This window comes from Pseudomonas sp. B35(2017) (genome assembly GCF_002113645.1).
GTDB lineage: Bacteria > Pseudomonadota > Gammaproteobacteria > Pseudomonadales > Pseudomonadaceae > Aquipseudomonas > Aquipseudomonas ekonensis.
This window is the reverse complement of sequence record NZ_NEIZ01000003.1, coordinates 55,640-80,144: the sequence shown is the minus strand read 5'-3', so window position 1 is coordinate 80,144 and position 24,505 is coordinate 55,640. Positions and strand designations below refer to the sequence as shown.

Below are 24,505 nucleotides of genomic sequence, written 5' to 3'. Positions count from 1 at the left end.
CTTGGCGTGCAGCAAGGTCTGACCGACAGACTTCAGTCCCCTGTGGGAGCGGGCTTGCCCGCGAAGGCGTTGTAACATTCAACCGTTATGTTGGCTGACGCACCGCACTCGCGGGCTAGCCCGCTCCCACATCAACAGTCCGCGCCCACATTCATGATCCCGGAGTTTCCCATGACGGCCCACGCCGACCTTTCGCCGACCCTCCAGCTGGCCATCGACCTGATCCGCCGTCCGTCCGTGACGCCGGTCGACGCCGATTGCCAGAAACAGATGATGCAGCGCCTGGGCGCCGCCGGTTTCACCCTGGAGCCGATGCGCATCGAGGACGTGGACAACTTCTGGGCCACCCACGGCAAGGACGACGGCCCGGTGCTGTGCTTCGCCGGCCACACCGACGTGGTGCCGACCGGTCCCGTGACCGCCTGGCAGATCGATCCGTTCAACGCAGTGATCGACGAACACGGCATGCTCTGCGGCCGCGGCGCGGCGGACATGAAAGGCAGCCTGGCGTCGATGACCGTGGCCGCCGAGCGCTTCGTCGCCGACTACCCGGACCACAAGGGCAAGGTCGCGTTCCTGATCACCAGTGACGAAGAAGGCCCGGCGCACCATGGCACCAAGGCCGTGGTCGAGCGTCTGGCGGCGCGCAAGGAGCGCCTCGACTGGTGCATCGTCGGCGAACCGTCGAGCACCGCCCTGGTCGGCGATGTGGTGAAGAACGGCCGTCGCGGCTCCCTCGGCGCCAAGCTCACCGTGCGCGGCGTGCAGGGCCACGTGGCCTACCCGCACCTGGCGAAGAACCCGATCCACCTCGCCGCCCCGGCCCTGGCCGAACTGGCCGCCGAGCACTGGGACCACGGCAACGATTTCTTCCCGCCGACCAGTTTCCAGATCTCCAACGTCAACTCCGGCACCGGCGCGACCAACGTGATCCCCGGCGACCTGGTGGCGCTGTTCAACTTCCGCTTCTCCACCGAGTCCACCGTCGAAGGCCTGCAGAAGCGCGTCGCCGACATCCTCGACAAGCACAACCTGGACTGGCACATCGACTGGGCGCTGTCCGGCCTGCCGTTCCTCACCGAGCCGGGCGCGCTGCTCGACGCGGTGTCGTCGAGCATCAAGCAGATCACCGGCCGCGAAACCCAGGCGTCCACCAGCGGCGGCACCTCCGACGGCCGCTTCATCGCGACCATGGGCACCCAGGTGGTCGAGCTGGGCCCGGTCAACGCGACCATCCACCAGGTCAACGAACGCGTGCTGGCGGCCGATCTCGACGTCCTGACCGAAATCTACTACCAGACCCTGATCAAGTTGCTCGCCTGATGCTCGCCTGTCCGATCTGCAACGAACCGCTCAACGCCGTGGACAACGGCGTGGCCTGCCCCGCCGGGCACCGCTTCGACCGCGCACGCCAGGGTTACCTGAACTTGCTGCCGGTGCAGCACAAGAACAGCCGCGACCCCGGCGACAACCAGGCGATGGTCGAGGCCCGCCGCGACTTCCTCAACGCCGGGCACTATGCGCCGGTGGCCAGGCGCCTGGCGGAGCTGGCGGCCGGCTATGCGCCGCAGCGCTGGGTCGACATCGGCTGCGGCGAGGGCTACTACACCGCGCAGATCGCCGAGGCCCTGCCGGGTGCCGACGGTTATGCGCTGGACATCTCCAAGGAAGCGGTCAAGCGCGCCTGCAAGCGCAACCCCGCCGTGACCTGGTTGATCGCCAGCATGGCCCGCGTGCCGCTGGCGCCGGGCAGTTGCCAGTTCCTGGCCAGCGTGTTCAGCCCGCTGGACTGGGACGAGGCCAAGCGCCTGCTCAGCGTCGGCGGCGGCCTGATGAAGGTCGGGCCGACCCGCGGCCACCTGATGGAACTGCGCGAACGCCTGTACGACGAAGTGCGCGAATACACCGACGACAAGCACCTGGCCCTGGTGCCGCAAGGCATGGCGCTGGCCCACAGCGAAACGCTGGAGTTCAAGCTGACGCTGGACAAGCCCGAAGACCGCGCCAACCTGCTGGCCATGACGCCCCACGGCTGGCGCGCCAGCGCCGAGCGCCGCGCCGCGGTGATCGGCCAGGCCGAGCCCTTCGTGACCACCGTGTCGATGCGCTACGATTATTTCGTTCTTCAATAACCCTTTGGACTCGGGCACCGCCCGGGGCCGGCTAAATCCGCGAATGGATTTTTCAGACCCGCAGTGAGGACATCCATGCGCCAACCGGACATCGAGATTTACCTGAAAGACGCCGACGTCGACCACAAGCAGATCGCCGAATGGCTCGGCGCCGCCCTGGGCCCGTGCAGCGAATGGAAGCAGAAGGGCCAGACCTTCAAATGCCTGGCCGGCAGCATCCCCGTGACCTGGCTGCCCAAGGCCGTGGGCAAATGGAACAGCCTGTACCTGGAAAGCGACCAGACCCCATGGGACGACGACATCGCCTGCGCCCGCGCCGCCTTCGCCGCGCTGAACGTCGAAGTGCGCTGCGCACCGGGCAGCTGGGTCGAGGAAGAAGGCGAGGAAACGGCGGACCGCTGGATCCGCATCAGCGCCGACGGCGAGGAAGAGATCACCTGGCGCACGAGCTGACCTGCGTTTCAGCCCCAAAAATGTGGGAGCGAACCTGCTCGCGATTGCGCAATGTCAGTCGACATCAATGCCGGCTGAAACACCGCAATCGCGAGCAGGCTCGCTCCCACATGCGTTTTGGGGTTTCGGAGCGTGGCGTTACAGGCCTACCACATCCTCAGCCTGCAGGCCCTTCTGCCCCTGCACCACCGCATACTCCACCTGCTGGCCTTCGGTCAGCGAACGGTGCCCTTCGCCGCGGATCGCGCGGTAGTGCACGAACACGTCCACCCCGTCTTCGCGCTGGATGAAGCCGTAACCCTTGGCGTCGTTGAACCACTTCACGTTGCCGGTTTCACGTGTTGCCATCTGTTCATACTCCCTTTTTATTATTGAACGGGCTTTTCGCAGGAAAGCCTTTGAGGAACGTCAGCCTGCGCCCGACGTCCATACAAGGGCCCCGGCGACAGACCGCCGAGTATATGTCAGGTGCCGATAGTCTCAACAAGAGTTTACTTGGCCGCTTTTTTGCCGATTTTCAGCGAATCCGGCACACTGTCGCCCTTCCCGAGCAAACGCTCGGTTTTATTCAATGACGAAGAATCCGTATGACCCGTTCCCCGTTCCGCCGTCTTGTGTTCGGCACCTTGCGCCGGCTGTTGTACCTCTGGGTCCGCTCGGAGACGATCAACCAGTCGTCGTTCACCCTCGACCTCGACCGCAGCCGTCCGGTGTTCTACGTCCTGCAGACCCCTTCGCTGACCGACCTGGCCGTGCTCGACACCGAGTGCACCAAGGCCGGCCTGCCGCGCCCGGTGCTGCCGGTGTCCGTCGGGTCGCTGATCGAGCCGGCGGCGTTCTTCTACCTGACGCCGGATCCGGACTGGCTCGGCCGCCACGACAAGCGCGGCGCGCCGCCGACCCTGACCCGGCTGGTCAGCGCCCTGAGCCAGAACGCCGCCGAAGACGCGCAGGTCATTCCGGTGAGCGTGTTCTGGGGCCAGTCGCCGGACAGCGAGTCGAGCCCGTGGAAACTGCTGTTCGCCGACAGCTGGGCGGTCACCGGCCGTCTGCGCCGCCTGCTGAGCATCATGATCCTGGGACGCAAGACCCGCGTGCAGTTCTCAGCGCCGATCCACCTGCGCGAACTGATCGACCACAACAAGGGCCACGAACGCACCGTGCGCATGGCCCAGCGGATCCTGCGGGTGCATTTTCGCAACCTCAAGGCGGCGGTGATCGGCCCGGACATCTCCCACCGGCGCAACCTGGTCAAGGGCCTGATCAACCAGCCGCTGGTGCGCCAGGCGATCCTCGACGAGGCCGAGCGGGAAAACATCTCGGCGGAAAAGGCCAAGGCCCAGGCCCTGCGCTACGGCAACGAGATCGCCTCGGACTACACCTACACCGCCATCCGTTTCCTGGAAGTGGTGCTGAGCTGGTTCTGGAACAAGATCTACGACGGGATCAAGGTCAACCACATCGAAGGCGTGCAGAAGATCGCGCCGGGCCATGAAGTGATCTACGTGCCCTGCCACCGCAGCCACATCGATTACCTGCTGCTGTCCTACCTGCTGTTTCGCAACGGCCTGACCCCGCCGCACATCGCCGCCGGGATCAACCTGAACATGCCGGTGATCGGCGGCCTGCTGCGCCGCGGCGGCGCGTTCTTCATGCGCCGTACGTTCAAGGGCAACCCGCTGTACACCTCGGTGTTCAACGAATACCTGCATACGCTGTTCACCAAGGGCTTCCCGGTGGAGTACTTCGTCGAGGGCGGCCGTTCGCGCACCGGGCGCATGCTGCAACCGAAGACCGGCATGCTGGCGATCACGATGCGCAGCTTCCTGCGTTCCTCGCGCACGCCGATCGTGTTCGTGCCGGTGTACATTGGCTACGAGCGCGTGCTGGAAGGCCGGACCTACCTCGGCGAACTGCGCGGGGCGAGCAAGAAGAAAGAATCGATCTTCGACATCTTCAAGGTCATCGGCGCGCTCAAGCAGCGCTTCGGCCAGGTGGCGGTGAACTTCGGCGAGCCGATCAAGCTGGCGGAGTTCCTCGACCACGAACAGCCGGGCTGGCGCCAGCAAGACCTCGGCCCGCAGTTCAAGCCGGCATGGCTCAACGAAACCACCAACCGCCTGGGCGAGAAGGTCGCGCAGCACCTGAACGAAGCGGCGGCGGTCAACCCGGTGAACCTGGTGGCGCTGGCGCTGCTGTCCACCGGCCGCCTGGCCCTGGACGACCGCGCCATGGCGCGGGTGCTGGATCTGTACCTGGCGCTGCTGCGCAAGGTGCCGTACTCGCCGCACACCACCTTGCCGCAAGGCGACGGCCAGGCGCTGATCAAGCATGTGAAGGACATGGACCTGTTGTCCGAGCAGAACGACGCGCTGGGCAAGATCCTCTACCTGGACGAGCAGAACGCCGTCCTGATGACCTACTACCGCAACAACGTGCTGCACATCTTCGCCCTGCCGGCGCTGCTGGCGAGCTTCTTCCAGAGCAGCTCGCGCATGAGCCGCGAGCAGATCCTGCGCTACACCCGGGCGCTGTATCCGTACTTGCAGGCAGAGCTGTTCATCCGCTGGACGCTGGACGAGCTCGATGCGGTGATCGACCAGTGGCTGGAAGCGTTCGTCGAACAAGGCCTGCTGCGCTTCGAGAAGGACGTGTACCTGCGCCCGGCCCCGAGCTCACGGCATTTCGTGCTGCTGACCCTGCTGTCGCGCAGCATCGCCCAGACCCTGCAGCGCTTCTACATGACCGTCTCACTGCTGCTCAACAGCGGCCAGAACAGCCTCAGCGCCGAAGAGCTGGAAGACCTGTGCACGGTCATGGCCCAGCGCCTGTCGATCCTGCACGGGCTCAATGCCCCGGAGTTCTTCGACAAGAGCCTGTTCCGCCACTTCATCCAGACGATGCTCGACCTGGATGTGCTGCGCCGCGACGAGGCCGGCAAGTTGAGCTACCACGAACTGCTCGGCGAACTGGCCGAAGGCGCGGCCAAGCGCGTGCTGCCGGCGGAGATCCGCCTGTCGATCCGTCAGGTGGCGCTGCACCGCAGCGAAGATGCCGCCGAAGCGGCCGCCCCCGTGCAGCCGACCACTGAAAGCTGAAACGTGCGGACAACTAACCGGAAGGTGCCAGCATTTTCCGGTCGGTTGATTCGTGGACTAATGGGTTCTTTTGATCGATAAGGACATCGAAATGAACCCATTGAACGAAGTTGCACCCCTCATCAGGCTGACCTTCAGTCTTCCCGAAACCTTCAAGGCACCTGCCGACGGAGAGAACGAAACCGTCGTCGAAGTCCATGCGGACAACGGCACTGCACCGATGAAAATCAAAGCATGGAGAACCCCTTCCATCGCCGATGGCCAATGGGACTTCGCCTTTGAACACCGCCTGAGCGGCATCGGCGTCAGATACCGGATCAGTGTCCAGTTGTTCCACGACCGGCAGCCCTTGCTGGTGAAACAGGATCACCTGGTCATCGTCAATCGCGCCCCGCATCGCCAGACCGTGCACCTGAGCCCGGTCGGCTACCTGTATGTCAACGTCCAGGAGCCCGAGACTGTCGCGCCGGAAGAAGCCGTGACCATCAGCCTGCACGAACCCGACAGCCCGGACGTCGAACTGCTCCGTATCACCCAGGATGAACAGAGCGCCCGCTCGTTCTACCTTCGCTACGATCCGCGGCAACTGATCCCCGGCAGGCAGTATGCGTTGAGCGGCATCGAAAACCGCTATCACCAACGCATCGCGGTCTATCCCGGGCGGGCGGAACTGGTGCCGGCGGCGCGTGCGGCACGTTCAGCCGAATGGCCGTCGATCATCCGCCGGCTCGCGGCGCCATTACGTTTGTTCACTGACGCAGCCGCCAAATTCCGCTAGATTTTCCGGGGCGTCGGGATTCTTCCGGCGCCCCTGTCCCAGAGGTTTCCATGAAAAGACTGTCCCTGCTCGCCGCCGCCACGCTGCTGAGCGCCTGCCAATCCACCACGCCGGCCGGCAAGGCCAGCCTCGACGGCGAAGTGTTCTACCTGCAACGCATCGCCCTGCCGCCGAGCGCCACCCTCAGCGTGAGCCTGCAGGACGTATCCCTGGCCGACGCCCCGGCCGTGGTGCTCGACGAACAGACCGGCCCGGTCAAAGGCCAGGTGCCGCTGCCGTTCCGTTTGAGCTACGATCCGGCCCAGGTCAAACCCGGCCACCGCTATTCGGTCAGCGCGCGCATCGAGGTCAATGGTGAACTGATGTTCATCACCACCGAACACCACGCCGTGCAGCTCGACGGCAACGATCCGCAGCCGTTCAAAGTCCGCGTCGACGCCGTCCGCTAATTCACTTTCAGGAACAAGGAAGCCGCCATGCTCCGCCCTACCCTTCGCTTCGCCGGCCTGTGCGCAGGCCTGATGATCTCCGCCGGCGCGTCCGCGCTGTCCTTGAGCGACCTGTCGCAGTCCGACGCCACCGGCGGCCTCAAGGACGCCCTGACCCAGGGTGCGCAACTGGCCGTCAAACAGCTGGGCACGCCGGGCGGCTTCAGCGACAACCCGGACGTGAGGATCGAACTGCCGGGCAAGCTCGGCAAGGTCGCCAGCAAAATGAAGGCGTTCGGCATGGGCGACCAGGTCGACCAACTGGAGACCAGCATGAACAAGGCCGCCGAGACCGCCGTGGTGCAGGCCCAGCCGATCCTCGTCGACGCCGTGAAGAAAATGACCGTCGAAGACGCCAAGGGCATCCTCAGCGGCGGCAACGACTCCGCCACCCAGTACCTGAACAAGACCAGCCGCGAACAGATCCGCGCCAAGTTCCTGCCGATCGTCAAGCAGGCCACCGACAAGGTCGGCGTGGCGCAGAAGTACAACGCGTTCGCAGGCCAGGCCGCGACCTTCGGCGTGGTGGACGCCAAGAGCGCCAACATCGAAAGCTACGTGACCGAGCAGGCGCTCGATGGCTTGTTCGAAATGATCGGCAAGCAGGAAGAAACCATCCGCAAGAATCCGGCCGCCGCGGCGACCGGCCTGGCGAAGAAGGTGTTCGGCACCCTCTAGGCCGACAGGACAAGGGAGCGAGAGGCATCGCTCCCTTTCTTCGTTTCAAAGGGTGGCGCCGCACGCAGGAAGAACACCCACTCGCGCCCCATTTTCCGCTTCTCGAAGACCTGCAATCCCACCAGCCCGTTCAGGGCTGACACCGCCGCCCGATAGGAGCACCCCAGATGCTCCTGCACATTGCCCGCCGTGAATTCCTTGGCCACCTCGCTCTTGGCCGCCCGATACAGCGCCCGCTGCCTGTCCGAAAGCCGCTCGAAGAACCCTGACGCCAACAACCCGCGCTCGAAGTCTTCGGTGTGCGCCAGGCTCTTGCGATAGGCATCGGCAAAGGCATTCACCGCCCGCAGGATCACCGAGCACTGGAACTCGATGAAGTAAGTCAAATCCAGCTCGTCCGCTTCCGTATGCAGGTACGAGCGCCCGTACTGCACCGGCGCATTGCGCAGCAGGAGACTGATCGCGACGTAGCGAAACGCCGAGAAGTCGTTCTTGAACATGAACCAATAGAACAACGCCCGGGCGACCCGCCCGTTCCCGTCGCGGAACGGGTGCTCGTAACCCAGGGCAAAATGCAGCGTGATCGCCTTGATCAAAGGGTGCAGATCATCATGCCTTTGATTGACCCACCGAGAGAGGGCCTCAAGGCGCGCCACCAACCCGGCGGCGGGCGGCGGCCGATGCACCGTGTTGCCTTCGCCGTCCTGGACCACCACGTCGTCATCGCGCCTGAAACGGCCCGGCTGATACTGCGCATCATCGATCCCCTCCACACCGACCCGATGGAGCGCAGCGATCAGCCCGACACTCAAAGGCTCATGACGCTTTTCCCAGGCGAACCCCATCATCCTGTAATTGCCCATGACCATGCGCTCGTCGGGGGTGCGCGGCTGGCGCCGGTGCCTGAGCATGTCCTTGGCGACCCGCGTCGTGGTCGCCGCGCCCTCCAGTTGGCTGCTGGCGATGGCCTCGTCCTCGGTCAGGTCGTTGAGCAGACAGCTGAAATGCGCACGCTCGCCGATCCGGCTCGCCCTGTATTCGAGGGAGGCCGAAGTGGTCTGCCGATCCACCACGCAGAGGGTCTTCTGCGCCAGCGGCGTCAGCAGGTACTTGCCCCACTGCGCCGGCTCGCCCAAAGGCAGCAGGTTGATGTGCTGGGCGGCCCTGGCCTTCTTGACCAATGCCCAGCAGAGCCTCGCATCGAGCCCCGCCGCCCAGCGATGGCGCAAGGCGTCGAAGGGAAGGTAACGGTTCCGGTCGTCGAGGGGCTTGAGCAGTGCGAGATAGTCCATCAACCGATGCTTGTGGGGCGGGCGCACCAACAGCTCGAAGACCGGATCGGTCCTGCCCTTCAAGGGAGGCGGATTTTTCATGGAGGCTGACTCGAACGCTCGTCGAAAACGGAGCGTCGAGTACAGCATCCAGGCCCCGACGGCTCAATATCAGACCGGTCTGATATTGGCGTAGGAGATCAGACAGGCTCCTTCCTGACCCGGAACCACGCCGCATACAGCGCCGGCAGGAACAGCAGCGTCAGCGCCGTCGCCACGATCAGCCCGCCCATGATCGCCACCGCCATCGGGCCGAAGAACACGCTGCGCGACAGCGGGATCATCGCCAGCACCGCCGCCAGGGCGGTCAGCACAATGGGCCGGAACCGGCGCACGGTGGCCTCGATGATCGCCTGCCACGGCTTGAGCCCCGCGGCGATGTCCTGTTCGATCTGGTCCACCAGGATCACCGAGTTGCGCATGATCATCCCCGACAGCGCGATGGTGCCCAGCATCGCCACGAAGCCGAACGGCTGGCGGAACACCAGCAGGAACAGGGTCACGCCGATCAGGCCCAGCGGCGCCGTCAGGAACACCATCGCCGTGCGCGAGAAGCTGCGCAGCTGCACCATCAGCAAGGTCAGCACCACAACGATGAACATCGGCACGCCGGCGTTGACCGACTTCTGCCCGCGCTCGGAGTCCTCCACGGTGCCGCCGACGTCCAGCAGGTAGCCGTCCGGCAGTTCGGCGCGGATCGGGTCGAGGGTCGGCATGATCTGCTGCACCAGGGTGGCCGGTTGCTCCTTGCCGTAGATGTCGGCGCGCACGGTCACGTTCGGCAGGCGGTTGCGGTGCCAGATGATGCCTTCCTCGAACCCGTACTCCAGCGTGGCGATCTGCGACAGCGCCACGCTGCGACCGTTGTCGGTGGGCACCGCCAGGCTCGGCAGCAGCGACAGCTCGGTGCGTTCGTGCACGGTGCCGCGCAGCAGGATCTCGATCAGTTCGTTGTCCTCGCGGTACTGGCTGACGCTGGAGCCGGTCAGCGAGCTCTGCAGGAACTTCGCCAGGTTGGCGGTGCTCACGCCCAGGGCCCGGGCGCGATCCTGATCGATGTTCAGGTACACGACCTTGCTCGGCTCTTCCCAGTCCAGGTGGACGTTGACCACGTGCGGGTTCTCGCGCACCTTGGCCGCGACCTTGCGGGCCAGCGCACGGACTTCCTCGATGTGTTCGCCGGTGACGCGGAACTGCACCGGGTAGCCGACCGGCGGGCCGTTCTCCAGCCGCGTGACCCGCGAACGCAGGGTCGGGAACTGTTCGTTGAGCGTGTCGATCAGCCAGGTGCGCAGGGCTTCGCGCTCCTCGATGGTCTTGGCCAGCACCACGAACTGGGCAAAGCTGGCGGCCGGCAATTGCTGATCCAACGGCAAGTAGAAGCGCGGCGAGCCGGTGCCGACGTAGGCCACGTAGTTGTCGATGCCGGCGCGATCCTTGAGCAGCGCCTCCAGGCGTTTGACCTCGGCGGCGGTGTTGGCCAGGGAGGCGCCTTCGGCCAGCTTCAGGTCGACCATCAGCTCCAGCCGCCCGGAAGCCGGGAAGAACTGCTGGGGCACGAAGCGGAACAGCATCACCGAGGCGACGAACAGGCCGATGGTCAGCACGATCACGGTCTTGCGCCGGCGCACGCACCATTCCACCAGTCGACGCACCCGCTGGTAGAACGGCGTGCCGTAAGGGTCCGGCTGATCCGGGCCGTGCTTGGCCGCGTGGAGCTTCGCCAGGTCCGGCAGCAGCTTTTCCCCCAGGTAGGGCACGAACACCACCGCCGCCACCCACGAGGCCAGCAGCGCGATGGTCACCACCTGAAAGATCGAACGGGTGTACTCGCCGGTGCCGGACTGCGCCGTGGCGATCGGCAGAAACCCGGCCGCCGTGATCAGCGTGCCGGTGAGCATCGGGAACGCGGTGCTGGTCCAGGCGAAACTGGCGGCCTTGATCCGGTCGAAGCCCTGCTCCATTTTGATCGCCATCATCTCCACGGCGATGATCGCGTCGTCCACCAGCAGCCCGAGGGCCAGCACCAGCGCACCGAGGGAAATCTTGTGCAGGCCGATCCCCAGGTAGTACATGCAGGCGAATGTCATTGCCAGCACCAGCGGGATGGTCAGCGCCACCACCATGCCGGTGCGCACGCCGAGGGAGAAGAAGCTCACCAGCAGCACGATGGCCAGCGCCTCGACCAGCACCTGGACGAACTCGCCGACGCCGGTCTTCACCGCCGCCGGCTGGTCGGAGACCTTGCGCAGCTGCATGCCGGCCGGGAGGTTCTTCTGGATGCGGGCGAACTCCAGCTCCAGCGCCTTGCCCAGCACCAGGATGTCGCCGCCGTCCTTCATCGCCACGGCCAGGCCGATGGCGTCCTCGCCCATGAAGCGCATGCGCGGCGCGGGCGGGTCGTTGAAGCCGCGGCGCACGTCGGCGACATCGGCGATGCGGAAGGTGCGGTCGCCGACGCGGATCGGGAAGTTGCGGATTTCGTCGACCGTCTGGAAATTCCCCGAGACCCGCAGTTGCAGGCGTTCGCTGCCGGTCTCGAAGAACCCGGCGGTGGACACCGCGTTCTGCTCCTCCAGCGCCTGCTGCACAGCCGCCAGCGGCAGGCCGAGGGTGGCCAGCTTGACGTTGGACAGCTCGACCCAGATTTTCTCGTCCTGCAGGCCGAGCAGGTCCACCTTGCCCACGTCCTTGACCCGTTGCAGCTGGATCTGCACGCGGTCGGCGTAGTCCTTGAGCACCGCGTAGTCGAAGCCGTCGCCGGTCAGGGCGTAGATGTTGCCGAACGTGGTGCCGAACTCATCGTTGAAGAACGGGCCCTGAATGCCCGGCGGCAAGGTCTGGCGGATGTCGCTGACCTTCTTGCGCACCTGATACCAGAGATCCGGGATCTCGGCCGAATGCATGGAGTCCCGGGCAATGAACGTCACCTGGGATTCGCCGGGGCGGGAGAACGACACGATGCGTTCGTATTCGCCGGTCTCCATCAGTTTCTTTTCGATGCGCTCGGTGACCTGCCGCGAGACTTCCTGGGCAGTGGCGCCCGGCCAGCGGGTCTGGATCACCATGGCCTTGAAGGTGAACGGCGGGTCTTCGCTCTGGCCGAGCTTGGTGTAGGACAACGCGCCGACAATCGCCAGCAAAAGCATCAGAAACAGTACGATCTGGCGATTGCGCAGCGCCCAGGCGGAAAGATTGAAACCCATCGGGGATTACTCCTTGCCCGCCAGATTGACCACCCGGTTGGAACGGTCCACGGGGCGCACCTGCTGCCCCTCCAGAAGCACATGCACGCCGGCGGCGACCACCCAGTCGCTGGCGTTCAGGCCTTCGAGCACCGGCACGCTCTTCTCGCCGAAGGCGCCGATGCGCACCGGGGTCTTCTTCAGGGTGTTGTTGGCGCTGACGACCCAGACGTAGGTCGTGCCGTTCTCGGCGGTCAGCGCAGACAACGGTACCGACAGCGGCACGGATTCTGCGGTCTGCACGTACACCCGGGCGCTCTGGCCGAGTTCGGCGGGCACCTTGCCGGAGGCGAAGGCGATGCGCGCGGCAAAGGTGCGGGATTTCGGGTCGGCGGCCGGCGACAGCTCGCGGATGCGCCCGGCGAAACGCTGATCCGGCTGCGTCCAGAGTTCCACCGAAACCGGCTGGCCGACCTTGAAGCGGCCGAAGCTCTGCTCCGGCAGGCTGATCGACACTTCGCGCTCGCCGTCGGTGGCGAGGGTGAACACGGTCTGCCCGGCGGCGACCACCTGGCCGACCTCCAGCGAACGCCGGGACACCACGCCGTCCTGCGGCGCGCGCAGCACCGCGTAGCTGGCCTGGTTGGTCGAGACGTTGAATTCGGCCTTGATCTGCTTGAGGCGGGCTTCGCCGGAGCGGTAGAGGTTTTCCGCGTTGTCGTACTGGGAGCGGCTGACCATCTGCCGGTCCATCAGGGTCTTGTAGCGGTCGCGCTCGGCGCGCACCAGGTTCAGGTTGGCTTCGGCGGCGGCGACCTGGGCGCGGGCGGCCTCCAGCTGCAGGCGCACGTCCTGCGGATCGAGCTCGGCCAGGGGTTGGTCAGCCTTCACGCGCTGGCCCTCTTCGACCAGTCGTCGGCTGACCTTGCCGCCGATGCGGAACGCCAGATCCGGCTCGTAGCGGGCCCTCACCTCACCGGGATAACTCTCCATCGCCTGCGCCGAAGGCTCTGGCTGAACCACCATGGCCGGCCGGACGGCGACGGGCGTCGCCTCCTCGTGACCGCATGCCGACAATAAAAAAGCCAGACTGACTGGCATTGCAATGGACAGCGCATAGCGGAACATGGTGACGGACCTTTCGCTAAGGGGGCCTGGAATAATTATACTGGCGGGTATGTTATTAATAGCAAACTCACCAGTCCAGTATTAAAAGCGAAGAATGCCAAACAATCCCCCAGCCCCAAACGGCCCGGGTCGCCCCAAGGATCCGGCCAAGCGCCAGGCGATCCTCGAAGCGGCGAAAACCCTGTTCCTGAGCCACGGCTACGCCAACACCAGCATGGACGCGGTGGCCGCCGAGGCGGGCGTTTCAAAACTGACCGTATACAGTCACTTCAACGACAAGGAGACGCTGTTTTCCGCCGCCGTGGCGGCCAAATGCGAAGCGCAGCTGCCGTCGATGGTCTTCGAACTGCCGGACGGCGTCGCGGTGGAAAATGTGTTGCTGAACATTGCCCGCGGCTTCCACCAACTGATCAACAGCGAAGAATCGGTGAACCTGCACCGGCTCATCATGGCGCTGGGCAGTCAGGATCCGAAGCTGTCGCTGATCTTCTTCGAGGCCGGCCCCCAGCGCATGGTGCAGGGCATGGAGCGGCTGCTGGCCCGCGTCAACGAGACCGGCGAGCTGAGCATCGACCTGCCGCGCAACGCCGCCGAGCATTTCTTCTGCCTGATCAAGGGCGCGGGCAATTTCCGCCTGCTGTACGGCTGCGGCGAGCCGCTGACCGACGAGGCGGCCGAGAGCCATGTGCAGGAAGTGGTGGGGTTGTTCATGCGGGCCTACCGGCCCTGACGGCTGCGCCGCGCCGACGGGCTCCCACAGCGCATGCCTGATGCCCGGAGCATCACTGTGGGAGCCGGCCGGCGATGGCGGCGCCTGGGGCTCAGGCCTTGAGTGCTTTCTTCGGATAGATGTCGTAGCGGCTGGACTTGCCGTCCAGCGCATGGCTCGGCTTCGGCCCTTCGATGCACGGCGCCTTGCGCGGGCGCTTGACCACCACCCGGTGGCTGGCCAGGGCCAGGGCCGCCTCCAGCAGCGCCGGCGCGTCCGGGTCATCGCCCACCAACGGCCGGAACAGGCGCATCTCCTTCTTCACCAGCGCGGTCTTCTCGCGGTGGGGAAACATCGGATCGAGGTAGATCACCTGCGGCGGCTCGCCCTCCCAGTTGCGCATCACCTCGATGGAGTTGCCCTTGAGCAGCGTCATCCGCGCCACGATCGGCGCCACGTCGAAATCCTCAGCCGCCCGGGCCAGGCCGTCTTCGAGCAACGCACCGATCAGCGGCTGACGCTCGATCAGGCTCATCTCGCAGCCCAGGCTCGCCAGCACGAACGCATCCTTGCCCAGCCCCGCCGTGGCGTCCAGCACCCGCGGACGCACGCCCTGGGCGATGCCGACGGCCTTGGCGATCATTTGGCCGTTGCCGCCGCCGTACAGCCGCCGGTGTGCCGCACCGCCCTCGACGAAGTCCACCCGCACCGGCCCCGGCGCATCCGGCCCCAGCTGCTGCAGCTGCAGGCCCTGCCCGCCGACCTGCAAGGCGAACTCGCCGTCCTGCGCCTGCAACGGCAGGCTCAGGCGCTCGGCCCACTGCCGGGCCTGCGGCTCGAAGGCAGGCTCAAGGGCCTCGACATGGATGCGGCAGGCCGCTGGATGCTCAATCATGAAAAACACGCTCAAAAAGTTAAGGATCGGCAAAATCCGCCGATAACCCAATCAACGCGCATTCTGCCAGAGCCGAGCGTCGACCGAAAAAAATGTCAGGCATTCTTCCCACATCGATTGGCTACATCTCGCCCCATGGCGATTTCAGCCGTCAGAACACTCAGGCACTGAGCGGGGTCAGTCACCTGTGGCAGGATTTCTTTGCCCAGGCGCTGGCCGAACAGTCGAGTGATGTGGTGCCGGCCTGCGGCACGTTCCCGCCGGTCGACCTGGACAGCCCGGACGAGCCGACCGTGGGCAGCGACCTGCACGCGCACATCATCAGCCAGCGCGAATGCGACGTGGTCGACACCGAGATCCGCCCGCCGGAGCCGCTGTTCCTGCCGATCGCCGAATTCGAGACGGAACTGCTCGACAAGCCGTTCCCGCCGTTCCCGCCGGAAGAGATCAACGCCCAGCAGAAGCAGCAGGACTTCGAGAGCGGCTGGGTTCGCCCGATCGTGCTCACCCATGGCCAACCGGTTCCCGAGCCGGGCGCCGCGCCGCAGAAACGTCCGCTGTACCTGCCGATCGCCGAGTTCGACCTCGACCTCATGGAAAAACCGTTCCCGCCGTTCTCCCCCGAAGAGATCGTCGAGCAGCAGCGTGCGCTGGACTTCGACAACGGCTGGGTGCGCCCGATCGTTCAGCAGAACCTGCGCATCGCCGCCTGAGCCTCAGCGCCCCGCCCTGCCCTCACCCCTTGAACAGCTGATTGACCTGGGCATACGCCATCGAGCGCGAGGTGAACGTGAAGGTGCCCGACTGCTTGATCTCCTCGGCCGCCCGGAAGAACTCCCCGAGCGCCGCCAACGCCAGCGCCGACCCGGTGCTCACCCGGCGCACGCCCATCTCCTCCAGTTCCTGCAACGTCAGCTTCAGCCCGCCGGACATCAGTACATTCACCGGTTTCGGCGCCACGGCGCGCACCACCGCCAGCACCTCTTCGGCATCGCGCAGGCCCGGCGCGTAGAGCACGTTGGCCCCCGCTTCGGCGAACGCCTGCAAGCGGCGAAGGGTGTCGTCGAGGTCGGGCCGGCCGTGCAGGTAGTTTTCCGCACGGGCGGTCAGGGTGAAAGGAAACGGCAACGAACGCACCGCCGCCACCGCCGCCTCGATCCGCGCCACGGCATGTTCGAAGCAGTAGATCGGCGCGTCCTCTCGGCCGGTGGCGTCCTCAATGGAGCCGCCCACCGCGCCCGCCCTGGCCGCGTGGATCAGGCTCTGCGCCGATTCGGCCGGCCCGTCGGCGAAACCGTTCTCCAGATCCACCGACACCGGCAAATCTGTCGCCGCCGCGATTGCCCGGACATTGGCCAGGGTTTCCTCAAGGCTCAGGCCGCCGTCGGGCTTGCCCTGGGAAAACGCATACCCGGCGCTGGTGGTCGCCAGCGCCGGGTAGCCCAGGCCGGCGAGCATCTTCGCGGAGCCGGCGTCCCACGGATTGGGCATGACAAAGAGCCCGCTGCGTTCATGCAGGGCTCTGAAGGCTTCGGCTTTACGGATTTGCGCGTCCATCGGCAGGCTCCCGGGCAGAGAAGGAAATCCGCCTCAGAGCAGTCCCAACTGCTCCGCGGCGGGCTCTCTGTATAGCTCAGGCAGGGCCGGCAGGCCAGGCAGGCGCTGCATCAGTTGGGCGTGAAAGCGTTGCGCCAGCTTCGCCGCCAGCAGGTTGTCCGCCGTGTGCAGGAAGATGTACGGCGTGCGCCCCTCTTCGATCCACTCGGCGATTTTCGCCACCCACGGCACCAGGAACGGGTCGTTGGCCTCCAACTGCGGATGGCCGATGAAACGCACCTGCGGATGCTGGGTGAACGCCGCCGGGCGCGTGGGCACGCGGGGCTTTTTCGATTGGGCGTGGATCACCGACGATTCGGTGGACAGGCAACTGAACAGCGCACGCGGGTCGAGGCAGATGCGCTCGACGCCTCGGTCGAGCAACAAGCGATTGAGCAGCCGTTCGCTCTCGCCCTTGGCGAAGAACTGGTCATGGCGCACTTCCACCGCCAGGGGCCGGTCCAACGCGTCGATGAACGCCGCCAGTTCCGGCAAACGCTGCGGGGTAAAGCTTTTCGACAGTTGCAGCCACATCGGCGAGACCCGGTCGCCGAGGGGGCCGAGCAATTGGATGAAGGTTTCGGCGGCGGTGAGCTGGTCGCGCAGGTCGCCGCCGTGGCTGATGTCGCCGGGGAACTTGGCGGTGAACCGAAAGTGCTCCGGCATCACCTCGGCCCAGCGCTGCACCGTGGCCGGCGACGGGCTGGCGTAGAAAGTCGTGTTGCCTTCCACCGCGTTGAACACCTGGGCATAGAGGCCGAGGAAGTCAGCCGTTTTCGCGTCCGCCGGGTACAGGTAATCGCGCCAGGCGCTTTCGCTCCAGGACGGACAACCCAAGTAATAGGGCAGCGCCATCAGATGTACAGGTCGAGGCCCAGCACGTCCGCTTCCCAGTCGACAAACCCGGCGGTGCTCAGGTAGCTGGCCAAGGCCATGGCCACGCTCTTCTTCATCGCACGGTGGTAGATCATGTCTTGCTGACGGGCGGGCAGATTGCTCAGGCGTTGCGCGGAGGCCTTGGCGGCGCGGGCGGCCAGTTGCTCCTCGGAAGGGATTTCCAGCTCGCCGTCGATATCGTCGACGGACTCATCCAGCGCCGCGTTGCCTTTGCGGGGCTTGCGCTTGATGGGATAAGAATGAGAGGAAACGCCGTCTATACGCATAAAGTCATGCTCGGTATCGATGATGGCAATTTAGCGGCACCTGACCGACTTAGCAAACCGCCGAGTGATAACTAGAACACATAAAAGACAAAAGGTTTAAAGCGCGGGGTTGGAAACTGACGATTGGCAGCACAGGAACGGGCTCGCCCCTCCTATCGGTGCGTGCCTGCCGACACCATCGCCAGCAGGCTGGCTTCTGCAGTCGTTACCTGAGCCGCTGACTTGGGCGTGAGTCAGCGGGCCTTGGGGGTGGCGACCTTGTCGCGCAGGTAGACCGGCTGAGCGTCGTCCGGCGCAATGGCTTCGCCGCGCGCCCAGGCGAACCGGGCCAGGGTCAACAGGTCTTCGGCATGGGGCAGCATGCCGGCGTCAGAGCCGCTCGGGCTGACGGCGATGCGCTCGCCGTAGCCCCAACCGGTGCCCGCGCCGAACCATTCACCCGCGGCATCGGCCGGCAGCGCTGCGGCTTCCGGCGGCAGGACCGCTTCGGCGCCGACCAGGCGCATCTCCCCTGCCGTCTCGCGGTAGCAGCCCCAGTACACCTCGTCCATGCGCGCATCGATGGCTGCCGCGACCTGGCTTGCGCCGTGCTCGCGCAAGGCTCGCTGCGCCAGCACCGCCAGGTTGGAGACCGGCAGCACCGGACGTTCCAGGGCGAACGCCAGCCCCTGCACCACGCCGATGGCGATCCGCACGCCGGTGAAGGCGCCGGGCCCGCGGCCGAAGGCGATGGCGTCCACCGCTTGCAGGGTGGTGCCAGCGTCGGCCAGCAGCCGCTGGATCATCGGCAGCAGTTTCTGCGCATGCAGGCGCGGGATCACCTCGTAATGGCTCGTGACCTTGCCGTCATGCAGCAAGGCGACGGAGCAGGCTTCAGTCGCGGTGTCCAGGGCCAGCAGGGTGCTCATCGGTGTGTCCGTCAATCAGGAGGGGAAAAAGGGCGCCAGTATAAACAACTACGGCCCGCAAGCGGGCCGTGGATGATGCAGCTGAGCCGTTTTTTCAGCTCAGGGCCGCCAGCACCTTGGCGGTGATGGCCTCGACCGAACCGACGCCAGGGATGTGGCTGTACTTCGGCTTGCCCTGGGCGGCAGACAGCTTCTGGTAGAAGTCCACCAGCGGCTTGGTCTGCGAATGGTAGACCGACAGGCGATGGCGCACGGTCTCTTCGGTGTCGTCCTTGCGCTGCACCAGCTCTTCGCCGGTGACGTCGTCCTTGCCTTCGACCTTCGGCGGGTTGTAGACGATGTGGTACACGCGGCCGCTGGCCTCGTGGACGCGGCGGCCGGCGATGCGCTGCACGATCTCTTCGTCTTCGACCGCGATCTCGACCACGGCGTCCAGCTCGACGCCGGCGGTGACCAGGGCTTCGGCCTGAGGAATGGTGCGCGGGAAACCGTCGAACAGGAAGCCGTTGGCGCAGTCAGACTGAGCGATGCGATCCTTGACCAGCGCGATGATCAGGTCATCCGACACCAGGCCGCCGGCATCCATGATGCCCTTGGCCTTGAGGCCCAGCTCGGTGCCGGCCTTGACCGCCGCACGCAGCATGTCGCCGGTGGAGATTTGCGGAATGCCGAATTTCTCGGTGATGAACTTAGCCTGAGTACCTTTACCGGCCCCGGGAGCTCCCAGCAGAATGACGCGCATCGATGTGCTCCTCAATTTTTTATATAAAAAACAACGGATTCGCCTCGTGGGGCCAATCTTGAAAATAGGGTCGCGGCCGCCCAAACGGCCAAAGGCTGATCAAGATACACAGCAGGCTGCGCCCACACAAGACACCAAAAGTCGGAGAAACCGGCCCCTGCCGCGACGTTGCGCCGCAGTGTCCCAAGTCGCAACCCCATCATTAACTGTCGCCTGACCGCACCTTTTCCGTGTGCGCCAGACGGCCCCCGCGAACCGCTGCGGGAGCCCCCGCCCCACGCAGAAAACCTTAGCCGGTATTTCGAAGACCGGCGGCGATCCCCGCCACAGACACCAGCAGCGCCTGTTCCACGGGGCTGCCCTGCACCACTTCCTGGCGCCGGGAACGGGCCAGCAGTTCGGCCTGCAATAGATGCAGCGGATCAAGGTAAGTGTTGCGCAGGCGGATGAATTCCAGGGTGTCGGGGCTGTGCGCCAGCAACTGCGACTGACCGGTCAGCCCGAGCACGACCGCGCACGCCTGCGACAATAGGTCGCGCAAGTGCGCACCCAGCGGCAGCAGCGACGGCTCGACCAGCCGCTGGTCATAGGACAGCGCGATGTCGGCGTCCGCCTTGGCCAGCACCATCTCCAGCATGTCGATGCGGGTGCGGAAGAACGGCCATTGCTCGCGCATCTGCGCCAGCAGATCCCCTTCGCCCCGGGCCAGGGCGTTGTTCAGCGCGGTCTCCCAGCCGAGCCAGGCCGGCAGCATCAGCCGCGTCTGGGTCCAACCGAAGATCCACGGGATCGCCCGCAGGCTCTCGATGCCGCCGGCCCGGCGCTTGGCCGGGCGGCTGCCCAGCGGCAAGCGCCCCAGCTCCTGCTCCGGTGTGGATTGGCGGAAGTACTCGACGAACTGCGGATTTTCCCGCACCACAGCGCGGTAGGCCTTGACGCCGTCGGCGGCCAGTTCGTCCATCAGGTGCCGCCATTCGGGGGTCGGGGGCGGCGGCGGCAACAGGGTCGCTTCGAGCACCGCCGCCAGATAGAGGTTGAGGTTCTGTTCGGCGATGTCGGGCAGGCCGAATTTGAAACGGATCATTTCGCCCTGCTCGGTGGTGCGGAACCGCCCCGCCACCGATCCCGGCGGCTGCGACAGGATCGCCGCGTGGGCCGGGCCGCCGCCGCGGCCGACGGTGCCGCCACGGCCGTGGAACAGCAACAGTTCGACCTGCTGTTCGCGGCAGATCTCCACCAGCCGCTCCTGGGCGCGGTATTGGGCCCACGCGGCAGCGGTGGTGCCGGCGTCCTTGGCCGAGTCGGAGTAGCCGATCATCACTTCCTGCGGCCCCTGCAACCGTGCGCGGTAACCCGGCAGTTGCAGCAGCCGCTCGATCACAGGACCTGCGTTGTCGAGGTCGGCCAGGGTCTCGAACAGCGGCACCACGCGCATCGGCCGCAGCACGCCGGCTTCCTTGAGCAGCAGTTGCACCGCAAGCACGTCGGACGCGGCGCCGGCCATGGAAATGACGTAGGAACCCAGCGAGGCGCCCGGCGCAGCGGCGATCTCCTTGCAGGTGGCGAGGACTTCGGCGGTGTCCGCCGAGGGCTTGAAGTGGGCCGGCAGCAATGGCCGGCGGTTGTTCAGTTCGCGGGTCAGGAACTCGATGCGCTGCTCCTCGCCCCACTCCTCGTAGCGGCCCAGGCCCAGGTAATCGGTGATTTCGGTCATGGCCGCGCTGTGCCGCGACGAGTCCTGGCGCACGTCCAGGCGCACCAGGAACAGGCCGAACGTCACCGCCCGGCGCAGGCAGTCGAGCAGCGGCCCGTCGGCGATCACGCCCATGCCGCATTCGTGCAGCGAGCGGTAGCACAGCTCCAGCGGATCAAGCAGTTCGCGGTTGCCGTGCAGCACGTCCGCCGGCGCCGGGGTGGCGGCGGTCAGCGCCGCATGGGCCCAGTTGCGCGTGGCGCGCAGGCGTTCGCGCAGTTGCTTGAGCACGGCGCGGTACGGCTCGGCGCTGTCGCCGGCGCGGGCCTTGAGTTCATCGCTGGCCTGCTGCATCGACAGCTCGGCGGCCAAGCGGTCGACGTCGCGCAGGTACAGGTCGGCCGCCATCCAGCGCGCCAGCAACAGCACCTCACGGGTGACGGCGGCGGTGACATTGGGGTTGCCGTCGCGGTCGCCGCCCATCCATGAAGCGAAGCGGATCGGCGCGGCCTCCAACGGCAGGCGCAGGCCGGTGGCGGCGTGCAGCGCCTGGTCGGCCTTGCGCATGTGGTTGGGGATCGCCTGCCACAGCGAATGCTCGATCACCGCGAAGCCCCATTTGGCTTCGTCTACGGGCGTGGGTCGGGTGCGGCGGATCTCTTCGGTGTGCCAGGCTTCGGCGATCAGGCGTTGCAGGGTGTTGTGGATTTGCCCGCGCTCGGCGTCGGTCAGGTCGCGATGATCCTGGGCCGCCAACTGCGCGGCGATCGCGTCGTACTTCTGGATCAGCGTGCGCCGCGCCACTTCGGTCGGGTGGGCCGTGAGCACCAGTTCGATCTCCAACCGCGCCAGCTGGCGGGCCAGGGCCTCGGCGCTGTGGCCTTCGCTGCGCAGGCGGGCCAACAGCTCCGGCAGCACCCGGGATTCGAACGGCGCGGCCTGCGACGCCTCGCGGCGATGGATCAACTGGTACTGCTCGGCGATGTTGGCCAGGTTGAGGAACTGGTTGAACGCCCGCGCCACCGGCAGCAGTTCGGCTTCGCTCAGCTGATCGAGGCTGGCGCTGAGCTCGGCGTCCATCGAACCGCGCCGGTCGGCCTTGGCGCCCTTGCGGATCTGCTCGATCTTGTCGAGGAAACCCTCGCCGTACTGGTCACGGATGGTGTTGCCCAACAGCTCTCCGAGCAGGTGAACATCTTCGCGCAAGCGTGCATCGATATCGGTCATCGGCAGTTCTCCAGCAGTCGTCCAGGCGGCTAAAAAGCGAGCGAATGGTCAGAGAGTGCCGCTCTGCGGCGCGACTTACAAGCAGACGACGAAGGGCCACGCAACCCCGCGCCCGCCAGCTAACCTCAACAACAGGCCCCACAACGGCTTGCCGCCGGCCCCGCCGGACACTCACCAGAACCTGCCACGAGCGGGTGCGCCATGAGGTCATCATGAAAATCCGAGAACTTGCCCAGCATTGGGAAGAAACCGCCAAGGGTCGCCTGACCGACACCGGCTACACCATCCGCCTGGACGTGGAGGCCGCCGCGCGGCTGGCCGCCATCGCCGAGATGTACCCCAAGCGGCATCCCGAGGAACTGCTCGGCGAACTGATCGGCGCCGCCCTCGAAGAGTTCGAGGCGAGCCTGCCGTACGTGAAGGGCTCGACGGTGGTCGCCACCGACGAGGAAGGCGATCCGCTGTACGAGGACGTCGGCCCGACGCCGCGTTTCCTCGCCTTGTCGCGCCGGCATCTGCAGGATCTGTCCGCCGCCGGCAAGCCGAAGCACTGATCCCGCACAGCTCATCCTGTGGGAGCAACGGTCTTGACCTGGGCCTGCGGTCTCAGGCCTGACGCCATCGCCAGCAGGCTGGCTCCCACAGGGAAATGTGTGCCCCCCCCCGAAAACTGTGGGAGCGGGCTTGCCCGCGAAAGCGCCCTTTCTGGCTGCTTCAGTCGTGGCTGACACAGCGCATGGCAAGCAAGCCCGCTCTCGCTTTTCGGACGGCAATCGGCCCGCCCATACCGCCAGACACCGCCAAAGTTCCCGTTTTAGAGCCCTGCCCGTTCGGTCAAATTTTTTTTGGCGATGGGCCATCTTTTCTGAACTTTTAAAAAATGCCCCCGGTCGGAACAGGTAACCACGCCTGGGACGAGCGTTTCAGAACGCGCTCCGACACGACGCATGCGACTCCTCGTCCAGGATGGATTCAGCGTTATCCAAGGAGTTGAACAATGGAGTTGAAGACCATGAAGACCCAAACCTCGTCCACCCCTCTGCGCAGCCTGAAACTGGTCGCCCTGGCCCTGGGCGCCGGCGTCGTGCTGGCCGGTTGCGCCGGCAACCCGCCGACCGAGCAGTACGCCGTCACCCAATCGGCGGTCAACAGCGCGGTCAGCGCCGGCGGCACCGAATTCGCCGCCGTGGAAATGAAGCAGGCCCAGGACAAGCTCAAGCAGGCTGAAATCGCCATGCACGACAAGAAATACGATCAGGCCCGCACCCTGGCCGAACAGGCCGAGTGGGACGCCCGGGTCGCCGAGCGCAAGGCCCAGGCGATGAAGGCCGAGCAGGCCGTGAAGGACTCCCAGAAGGGCGTTCAGGAACTGCGTCAGGAAAGTCAGCGCACCGTGCAGTAAGCGCGCATCCCGACCGCAAGGCTGAATCTCTTATCGACAGAAGGACGAACGAACATGCGTAATCAACTGATGATCCCTGCTCTGCTGGCCGCAAGCGTTGCCCTGGCGGCGTGCTCCACCCCGCCGAACCCGAACCTGGAACAGGCGCGCACCAACTACGCAGGCCTGCAGGCCAACCCGCAGGCCAGCAAGGTCGCCGCCCTGGAGACCAAAGAGGCCAGCGACTACCTGGACAAGGCCGACAAGGCCTACCTGGACAAGCAAGACGCGGCCAAGGTCGACCAACTGGCCTACCTCACCAACCAGCGCGTGGAAGTGGCCAAGCAGACCATCGCCCTGCGCACCGCCGAAGCCAACCTGAAGAACGCCGCGGCCCAGCGCGCCCAGGCCCGCCTGGACGCCCGCGACCAGCAGATCAAACAGCTTCAGGACAGCCTCAACGCCAAACAGACCGACCGCGGCACCCTGGTGACCTTCGGCGACGTGCTGTTCGCCACCAACAAGGCCGAGCTCAAGTCCAGCGGCCTGATGAACATCAACAAGCTGGCGCAGTTCCTCCAGGAGAACCCCGACCGCAAGGTGATCGTCGAGGGCTACACCGACAGCACCGGCACCGCGGGCTACAACCAGTCGCTGTCCGAACGCCGGGCGACCTCGGTGCAGGTGGCACTGATCAAGATGGGCGTCGATCCGTCGCGCATCGTGACCCAGGGCTACGGCAAGGAATACCCGGTGGCGGACAACGGCAGCGTCTCGGGCCGGGCGATGAACCGTCGGGTGGAAGTGACCATCTCCAACGACAACCAGCCGGTGCTGCCGCGTTCGGCGGTGAGCGCGAACTAAGCGTCGCACGCTGATGCGAAAAGCCCCGCCTGAGCGATCAGGCGGGGCTTTTCGTT

23 protein-coding genes are annotated in these 24,505 nt (G+C 65.7%); 12 read left to right on the top strand and 11 right to left on the bottom strand.

Features of this window, described 5'->3' with window-relative positions; all coding sequences use genetic code 11:
- Positions 1-171: 171 nt before the first annotated feature.
- From dapE to CAG41_RS06895, 3 genes are all read left to right on the top strand, one after another.
- Positions 172-1,323, top strand: coding sequence for a succinyl-diaminopimelate desuccinylase (gene dapE / locus CAG41_RS06905; RefSeq protein WP_085581352.1), 1,152 nt, complete (start codon positions 172-174; stop codon positions 1,321-1,323).
- Positions 1,323-2,132, top strand: coding sequence for a putative RNA methyltransferase (locus CAG41_RS06900; protein WP_085581350.1), 810 nt, complete (start codon positions 1,323-1,325; stop codon positions 2,130-2,132). The genes dapE and CAG41_RS06900 overlap by 1 nt, the downstream gene beginning before the upstream one ends.
- Positions 2,133-2,207: 75 nt before the next feature.
- Complete coding sequence (locus CAG41_RS06895; protein ID WP_085581348.1) at positions 2,208-2,585, top strand: hypothetical protein; 378 nt, start codon at positions 2,208-2,210, stop codon at positions 2,583-2,585.
- 138 nt (positions 2,586-2,723) lie between these two features.
- Here the strand turns inward: CAG41_RS06895 and CAG41_RS06890 are convergent, their stop codons facing one another.
- Positions 2,724-2,933: a cold shock domain-containing protein gene (locus tag CAG41_RS06890; RefSeq protein ID WP_008019570.1), complete on the bottom strand. Its 210-nt coding sequence runs from the start codon at positions 2,931-2,933 to the stop codon at positions 2,724-2,726.
- Between the two features lie 239 nt (positions 2,934-3,172).
- Between CAG41_RS06890 and plsB the strand changes: the two genes are divergently transcribed.
- The 4 genes from plsB (at position 3,173) to CAG41_RS06870 (ending at position 7,627) form a co-directional block, all read left to right on the top strand.
- Positions 3,173-5,683, top strand: coding sequence for a glycerol-3-phosphate 1-O-acyltransferase PlsB (plsB, locus tag CAG41_RS06885; RefSeq protein WP_085581346.1), 2,511 nt, complete (start codon positions 3,173-3,175; stop codon positions 5,681-5,683).
- 91 nt (positions 5,684-5,774) lie between these two features.
- A complete protein-coding gene (locus CAG41_RS06880) occupies positions 5,775-6,461 on the top strand; it encodes a hypothetical protein (protein ID WP_085581344.1) in 687 nt (228 codons plus the stop codon).
- Between the two features lie 50 nt (positions 6,462-6,511).
- Positions 6,512-6,910 carry a YbaY family lipoprotein gene (locus CAG41_RS06875; protein WP_085581342.1) on the top strand — a complete coding sequence of 133 codons (399 nt, stop codon included), beginning with the start codon at positions 6,512-6,514 and terminating at the stop codon, positions 6,908-6,910.
- 27 nt (positions 6,911-6,937) lie between these two features.
- On the top strand, positions 6,938-7,627 hold the full coding sequence (locus tag CAG41_RS06870) for a DUF4197 domain-containing protein (RefSeq protein WP_085632050.1): 690 nt from the start codon (positions 6,938-6,940) through the stop codon (positions 7,625-7,627).
- On the opposite strand, the gene CAG41_RS06865 is transcribed toward CAG41_RS06870, so the two are convergent.
- From CAG41_RS06865 to CAG41_RS06855, 3 genes are all read right to left on the bottom strand, one after another.
- Positions 7,624-9,000 (bottom strand): Fic family protein, encoded by a 1,377-nt coding sequence (locus CAG41_RS06865; RefSeq protein WP_085581757.1) that lies wholly within the window; start codon positions 8,998-9,000, stop codon positions 7,624-7,626. The genes CAG41_RS06870 and CAG41_RS06865 overlap by 4 nt on opposite strands.
- 98 nt (positions 9,001-9,098) lie before the next feature.
- Complete coding sequence (locus tag CAG41_RS06860; RefSeq protein ID WP_085581338.1) at positions 9,099-12,164, bottom strand: efflux RND transporter permease subunit; 3,066 nt, start codon at positions 12,162-12,164, stop codon at positions 9,099-9,101.
- Positions 12,165-12,170: 6 nt separating this feature from the next.
- Positions 12,171-13,271 (bottom strand): efflux RND transporter periplasmic adaptor subunit, encoded by a 1,101-nt coding sequence (locus CAG41_RS06855; protein WP_085706806.1) that lies wholly within the window; start codon positions 13,269-13,271, stop codon positions 12,171-12,173.
- Between the two features lie 94 nt (positions 13,272-13,365).
- On the opposite strand from CAG41_RS06855, the gene CAG41_RS06850 reads away from it, so the two are divergent.
- Entirely contained in the window at positions 13,366-14,001 is a 636-nt protein-coding gene (locus tag CAG41_RS06850) for a TetR/AcrR family transcriptional regulator (RefSeq protein WP_085581334.1), read from the top strand.
- A gap of 91 nt (positions 14,002-14,092) precedes the next feature.
- On the opposite strand, the gene CAG41_RS06845 is transcribed toward CAG41_RS06850, so the two are convergent.
- Positions 14,093-14,875: a class I SAM-dependent methyltransferase gene (locus tag CAG41_RS06845; RefSeq protein ID WP_085581755.1), complete on the bottom strand. Its 783-nt coding sequence runs from the start codon at positions 14,873-14,875 to the stop codon at positions 14,093-14,095.
- 92 nt (positions 14,876-14,967) lie between these two features.
- On the opposite strand from CAG41_RS06845, the gene CAG41_RS06840 reads away from it, so the two are divergent.
- A complete protein-coding gene (locus CAG41_RS06840; RefSeq protein WP_085581332.1) occupies positions 14,968-15,588 on the top strand; it encodes an energy transducer TonB in 621 nt (206 codons plus the stop codon).
- A gap of 22 nt (positions 15,589-15,610) precedes the next feature.
- Here CAG41_RS06840 and CAG41_RS06835 read toward each other — a convergent pair whose 3' ends face one another.
- From CAG41_RS06835 to ppc, 6 genes are all read right to left on the bottom strand, one after another.
- On the bottom strand, positions 15,611-16,432 hold the full coding sequence (locus tag CAG41_RS06835) for an oxaloacetate decarboxylase (protein ID WP_085706805.1): 822 nt from the start codon (positions 16,430-16,432) through the stop codon (positions 15,611-15,613).
- Between the two features lie 33 nt (positions 16,433-16,465).
- A complete protein-coding gene (locus CAG41_RS06830) occupies positions 16,466-17,326 on the bottom strand; it encodes a DUF72 domain-containing protein (RefSeq protein ID WP_085581328.1) in 861 nt (286 codons plus the stop codon).
- A complete protein-coding gene (locus CAG41_RS06825; RefSeq protein ID WP_085581326.1) occupies positions 17,326-17,634 on the bottom strand; it encodes a hypothetical protein in 309 nt (102 codons plus the stop codon). The genes CAG41_RS06830 and CAG41_RS06825 overlap by 1 nt, the downstream gene beginning before the upstream one ends.
- A gap of 233 nt (positions 17,635-17,867) precedes the next feature.
- Complete coding sequence (gene tsaB, locus CAG41_RS06820) at positions 17,868-18,542, bottom strand: tRNA (adenosine(37)-N6)-threonylcarbamoyltransferase complex dimerization subunit type 1 TsaB (protein WP_085637416.1); 675 nt, start codon at positions 18,540-18,542, stop codon at positions 17,868-17,870.
- A gap of 94 nt (positions 18,543-18,636) precedes the next feature.
- Positions 18,637-19,284, bottom strand: a complete 648-nt coding sequence (gene adk / locus CAG41_RS06815; RefSeq protein WP_085581321.1) for an adenylate kinase — start codon at positions 19,282-19,284, stop codon at positions 18,637-18,639.
- 289 nt (positions 19,285-19,573) lie between these two features.
- Positions 19,574-22,204, bottom strand: a complete 2,631-nt coding sequence (gene ppc / locus CAG41_RS06810) for a phosphoenolpyruvate carboxylase (protein ID WP_085581319.1) — start codon at positions 22,202-22,204, stop codon at positions 19,574-19,576.
- 212 nt (positions 22,205-22,416) lie between these two features.
- Here ppc and CAG41_RS06805 point away from each other — a divergent pair, with 212 nt between their 5' ends.
- From CAG41_RS06805 to CAG41_RS06795, 3 genes are all read left to right on the top strand, one after another.
- On the top strand, positions 22,417-22,758 hold the full coding sequence (locus CAG41_RS06805; protein WP_085581317.1) for a pilin assembly protein: 342 nt from the start codon (positions 22,417-22,419) through the stop codon (positions 22,756-22,758).
- A gap of 443 nt (positions 22,759-23,201) precedes the next feature.
- Positions 23,202-23,606: a DUF4398 domain-containing protein gene (locus CAG41_RS06800; RefSeq protein ID WP_085581314.1), complete on the top strand. Its 405-nt coding sequence runs from the start codon at positions 23,202-23,204 to the stop codon at positions 23,604-23,606.
- A gap of 54 nt (positions 23,607-23,660) precedes the next feature.
- The gene (locus tag CAG41_RS06795) at positions 23,661-24,449 is read left to right on the top strand and encodes an OmpA family protein (protein WP_085581312.1); all 789 of its coding nucleotides are present in this window, start codon (positions 23,661-23,663) and stop codon (positions 24,447-24,449) included.
- Positions 24,450-24,505 lie beyond the last annotated feature (56 nt).

Excerpts from the sequence above, each read along its gene's own strand:
- CAG41_RS06855 (WP_085706806.1), bottom strand. The coding sequence starts at position 13,271 with ATGTTCCGCTATGCGCTGTCCATTGCAATGCCAGTCAGTCTGGCTTTT.
- CAG41_RS06870 (WP_085632050.1), top strand. The coding sequence starts at position 6,938 with ATGCTCCGCCCTACCCTTCGCTTCGCCGGCCTGTGCGCAGGCCTGATG.
- CAG41_RS06875 (WP_085581342.1), top strand. The coding sequence starts at position 6,512 with ATGAAAAGACTGTCCCTGCTCGCCGCCGCCACGCTGCTGAGCGCCTGC.
- CAG41_RS06800 (WP_085581314.1), top strand. The coding sequence starts at position 23,202 with ATGGAGTTGAAGACCATGAAGACCCAAACCTCGTCCACCCCTCTGCGC.
- CAG41_RS06900 (WP_085581350.1), top strand. The coding sequence starts at position 1,323 with ATGCTCGCCTGTCCGATCTGCAACGAACCGCTCAACGCCGTGGACAAC.
- plsB (WP_085581346.1), top strand. The coding sequence starts at position 3,173 with ATGACCCGTTCCCCGTTCCGCCGTCTTGTGTTCGGCACCTTGCGCCGG.
- CAG41_RS06825 (WP_085581326.1), bottom strand. The coding sequence starts at position 17,634 with ATGCGTATAGACGGCGTTTCCTCTCATTCTTATCCCATCAAGCGCAAG.
- CAG41_RS06830 (WP_085581328.1), bottom strand. The coding sequence starts at position 17,326 with ATGGCGCTGCCCTATTACTTGGGTTGTCCGTCCTGGAGCGAAAGCGCC.
- CAG41_RS06890 (WP_008019570.1), bottom strand. The coding sequence starts at position 2,933 with ATGGCAACACGTGAAACCGGCAACGTGAAGTGGTTCAACGACGCCAAG.
- CAG41_RS06840 (WP_085581332.1), top strand. The coding sequence starts at position 14,968 with ATGTCAGGCATTCTTCCCACATCGATTGGCTACATCTCGCCCCATGGC.
- ppc (WP_085581319.1), bottom strand. The coding sequence starts at position 22,204 with ATGACCGATATCGATGCACGCTTGCGCGAAGATGTTCACCTGCTCGGA.
- adk (WP_085581321.1), bottom strand. The coding sequence starts at position 19,284 with ATGCGCGTCATTCTGCTGGGAGCTCCCGGGGCCGGTAAAGGTACTCAG.
- CAG41_RS06880 (WP_085581344.1), top strand. The coding sequence starts at position 5,775 with ATGAACCCATTGAACGAAGTTGCACCCCTCATCAGGCTGACCTTCAGT.
- CAG41_RS06795 (WP_085581312.1), top strand. The coding sequence starts at position 23,661 with ATGCGTAATCAACTGATGATCCCTGCTCTGCTGGCCGCAAGCGTTGCC.
- CAG41_RS06850 (WP_085581334.1), top strand. The coding sequence starts at position 13,366 with ATGCCAAACAATCCCCCAGCCCCAAACGGCCCGGGTCGCCCCAAGGAT.
- CAG41_RS06895 (WP_085581348.1), top strand. The coding sequence starts at position 2,208 with ATGCGCCAACCGGACATCGAGATTTACCTGAAAGACGCCGACGTCGAC.
- CAG41_RS06865 (WP_085581757.1), bottom strand. The coding sequence starts at position 9,000 with ATGAAAAATCCGCCTCCCTTGAAGGGCAGGACCGATCCGGTCTTCGAG.
- CAG41_RS06805 (WP_085581317.1), top strand. The coding sequence starts at position 22,417 with ATGAAAATCCGAGAACTTGCCCAGCATTGGGAAGAAACCGCCAAGGGT.
- CAG41_RS06860 (WP_085581338.1), bottom strand. The coding sequence starts at position 12,164 with ATGGGTTTCAATCTTTCCGCCTGGGCGCTGCGCAATCGCCAGATCGTA.
- CAG41_RS06845 (WP_085581755.1), bottom strand. The coding sequence starts at position 14,875 with ATGATTGAGCATCCAGCGGCCTGCCGCATCCATGTCGAGGCCCTTGAG.
- dapE (WP_085581352.1), top strand. The coding sequence starts at position 172 with ATGACGGCCCACGCCGACCTTTCGCCGACCCTCCAGCTGGCCATCGAC.
- CAG41_RS06835 (WP_085706805.1), bottom strand. The coding sequence starts at position 16,432 with ATGGACGCGCAAATCCGTAAAGCCGAAGCCTTCAGAGCCCTGCATGAA.
- tsaB (WP_085637416.1), bottom strand. The coding sequence starts at position 18,542 with ATGAGCACCCTGCTGGCCCTGGACACCGCGACTGAAGCCTGCTCCGTC.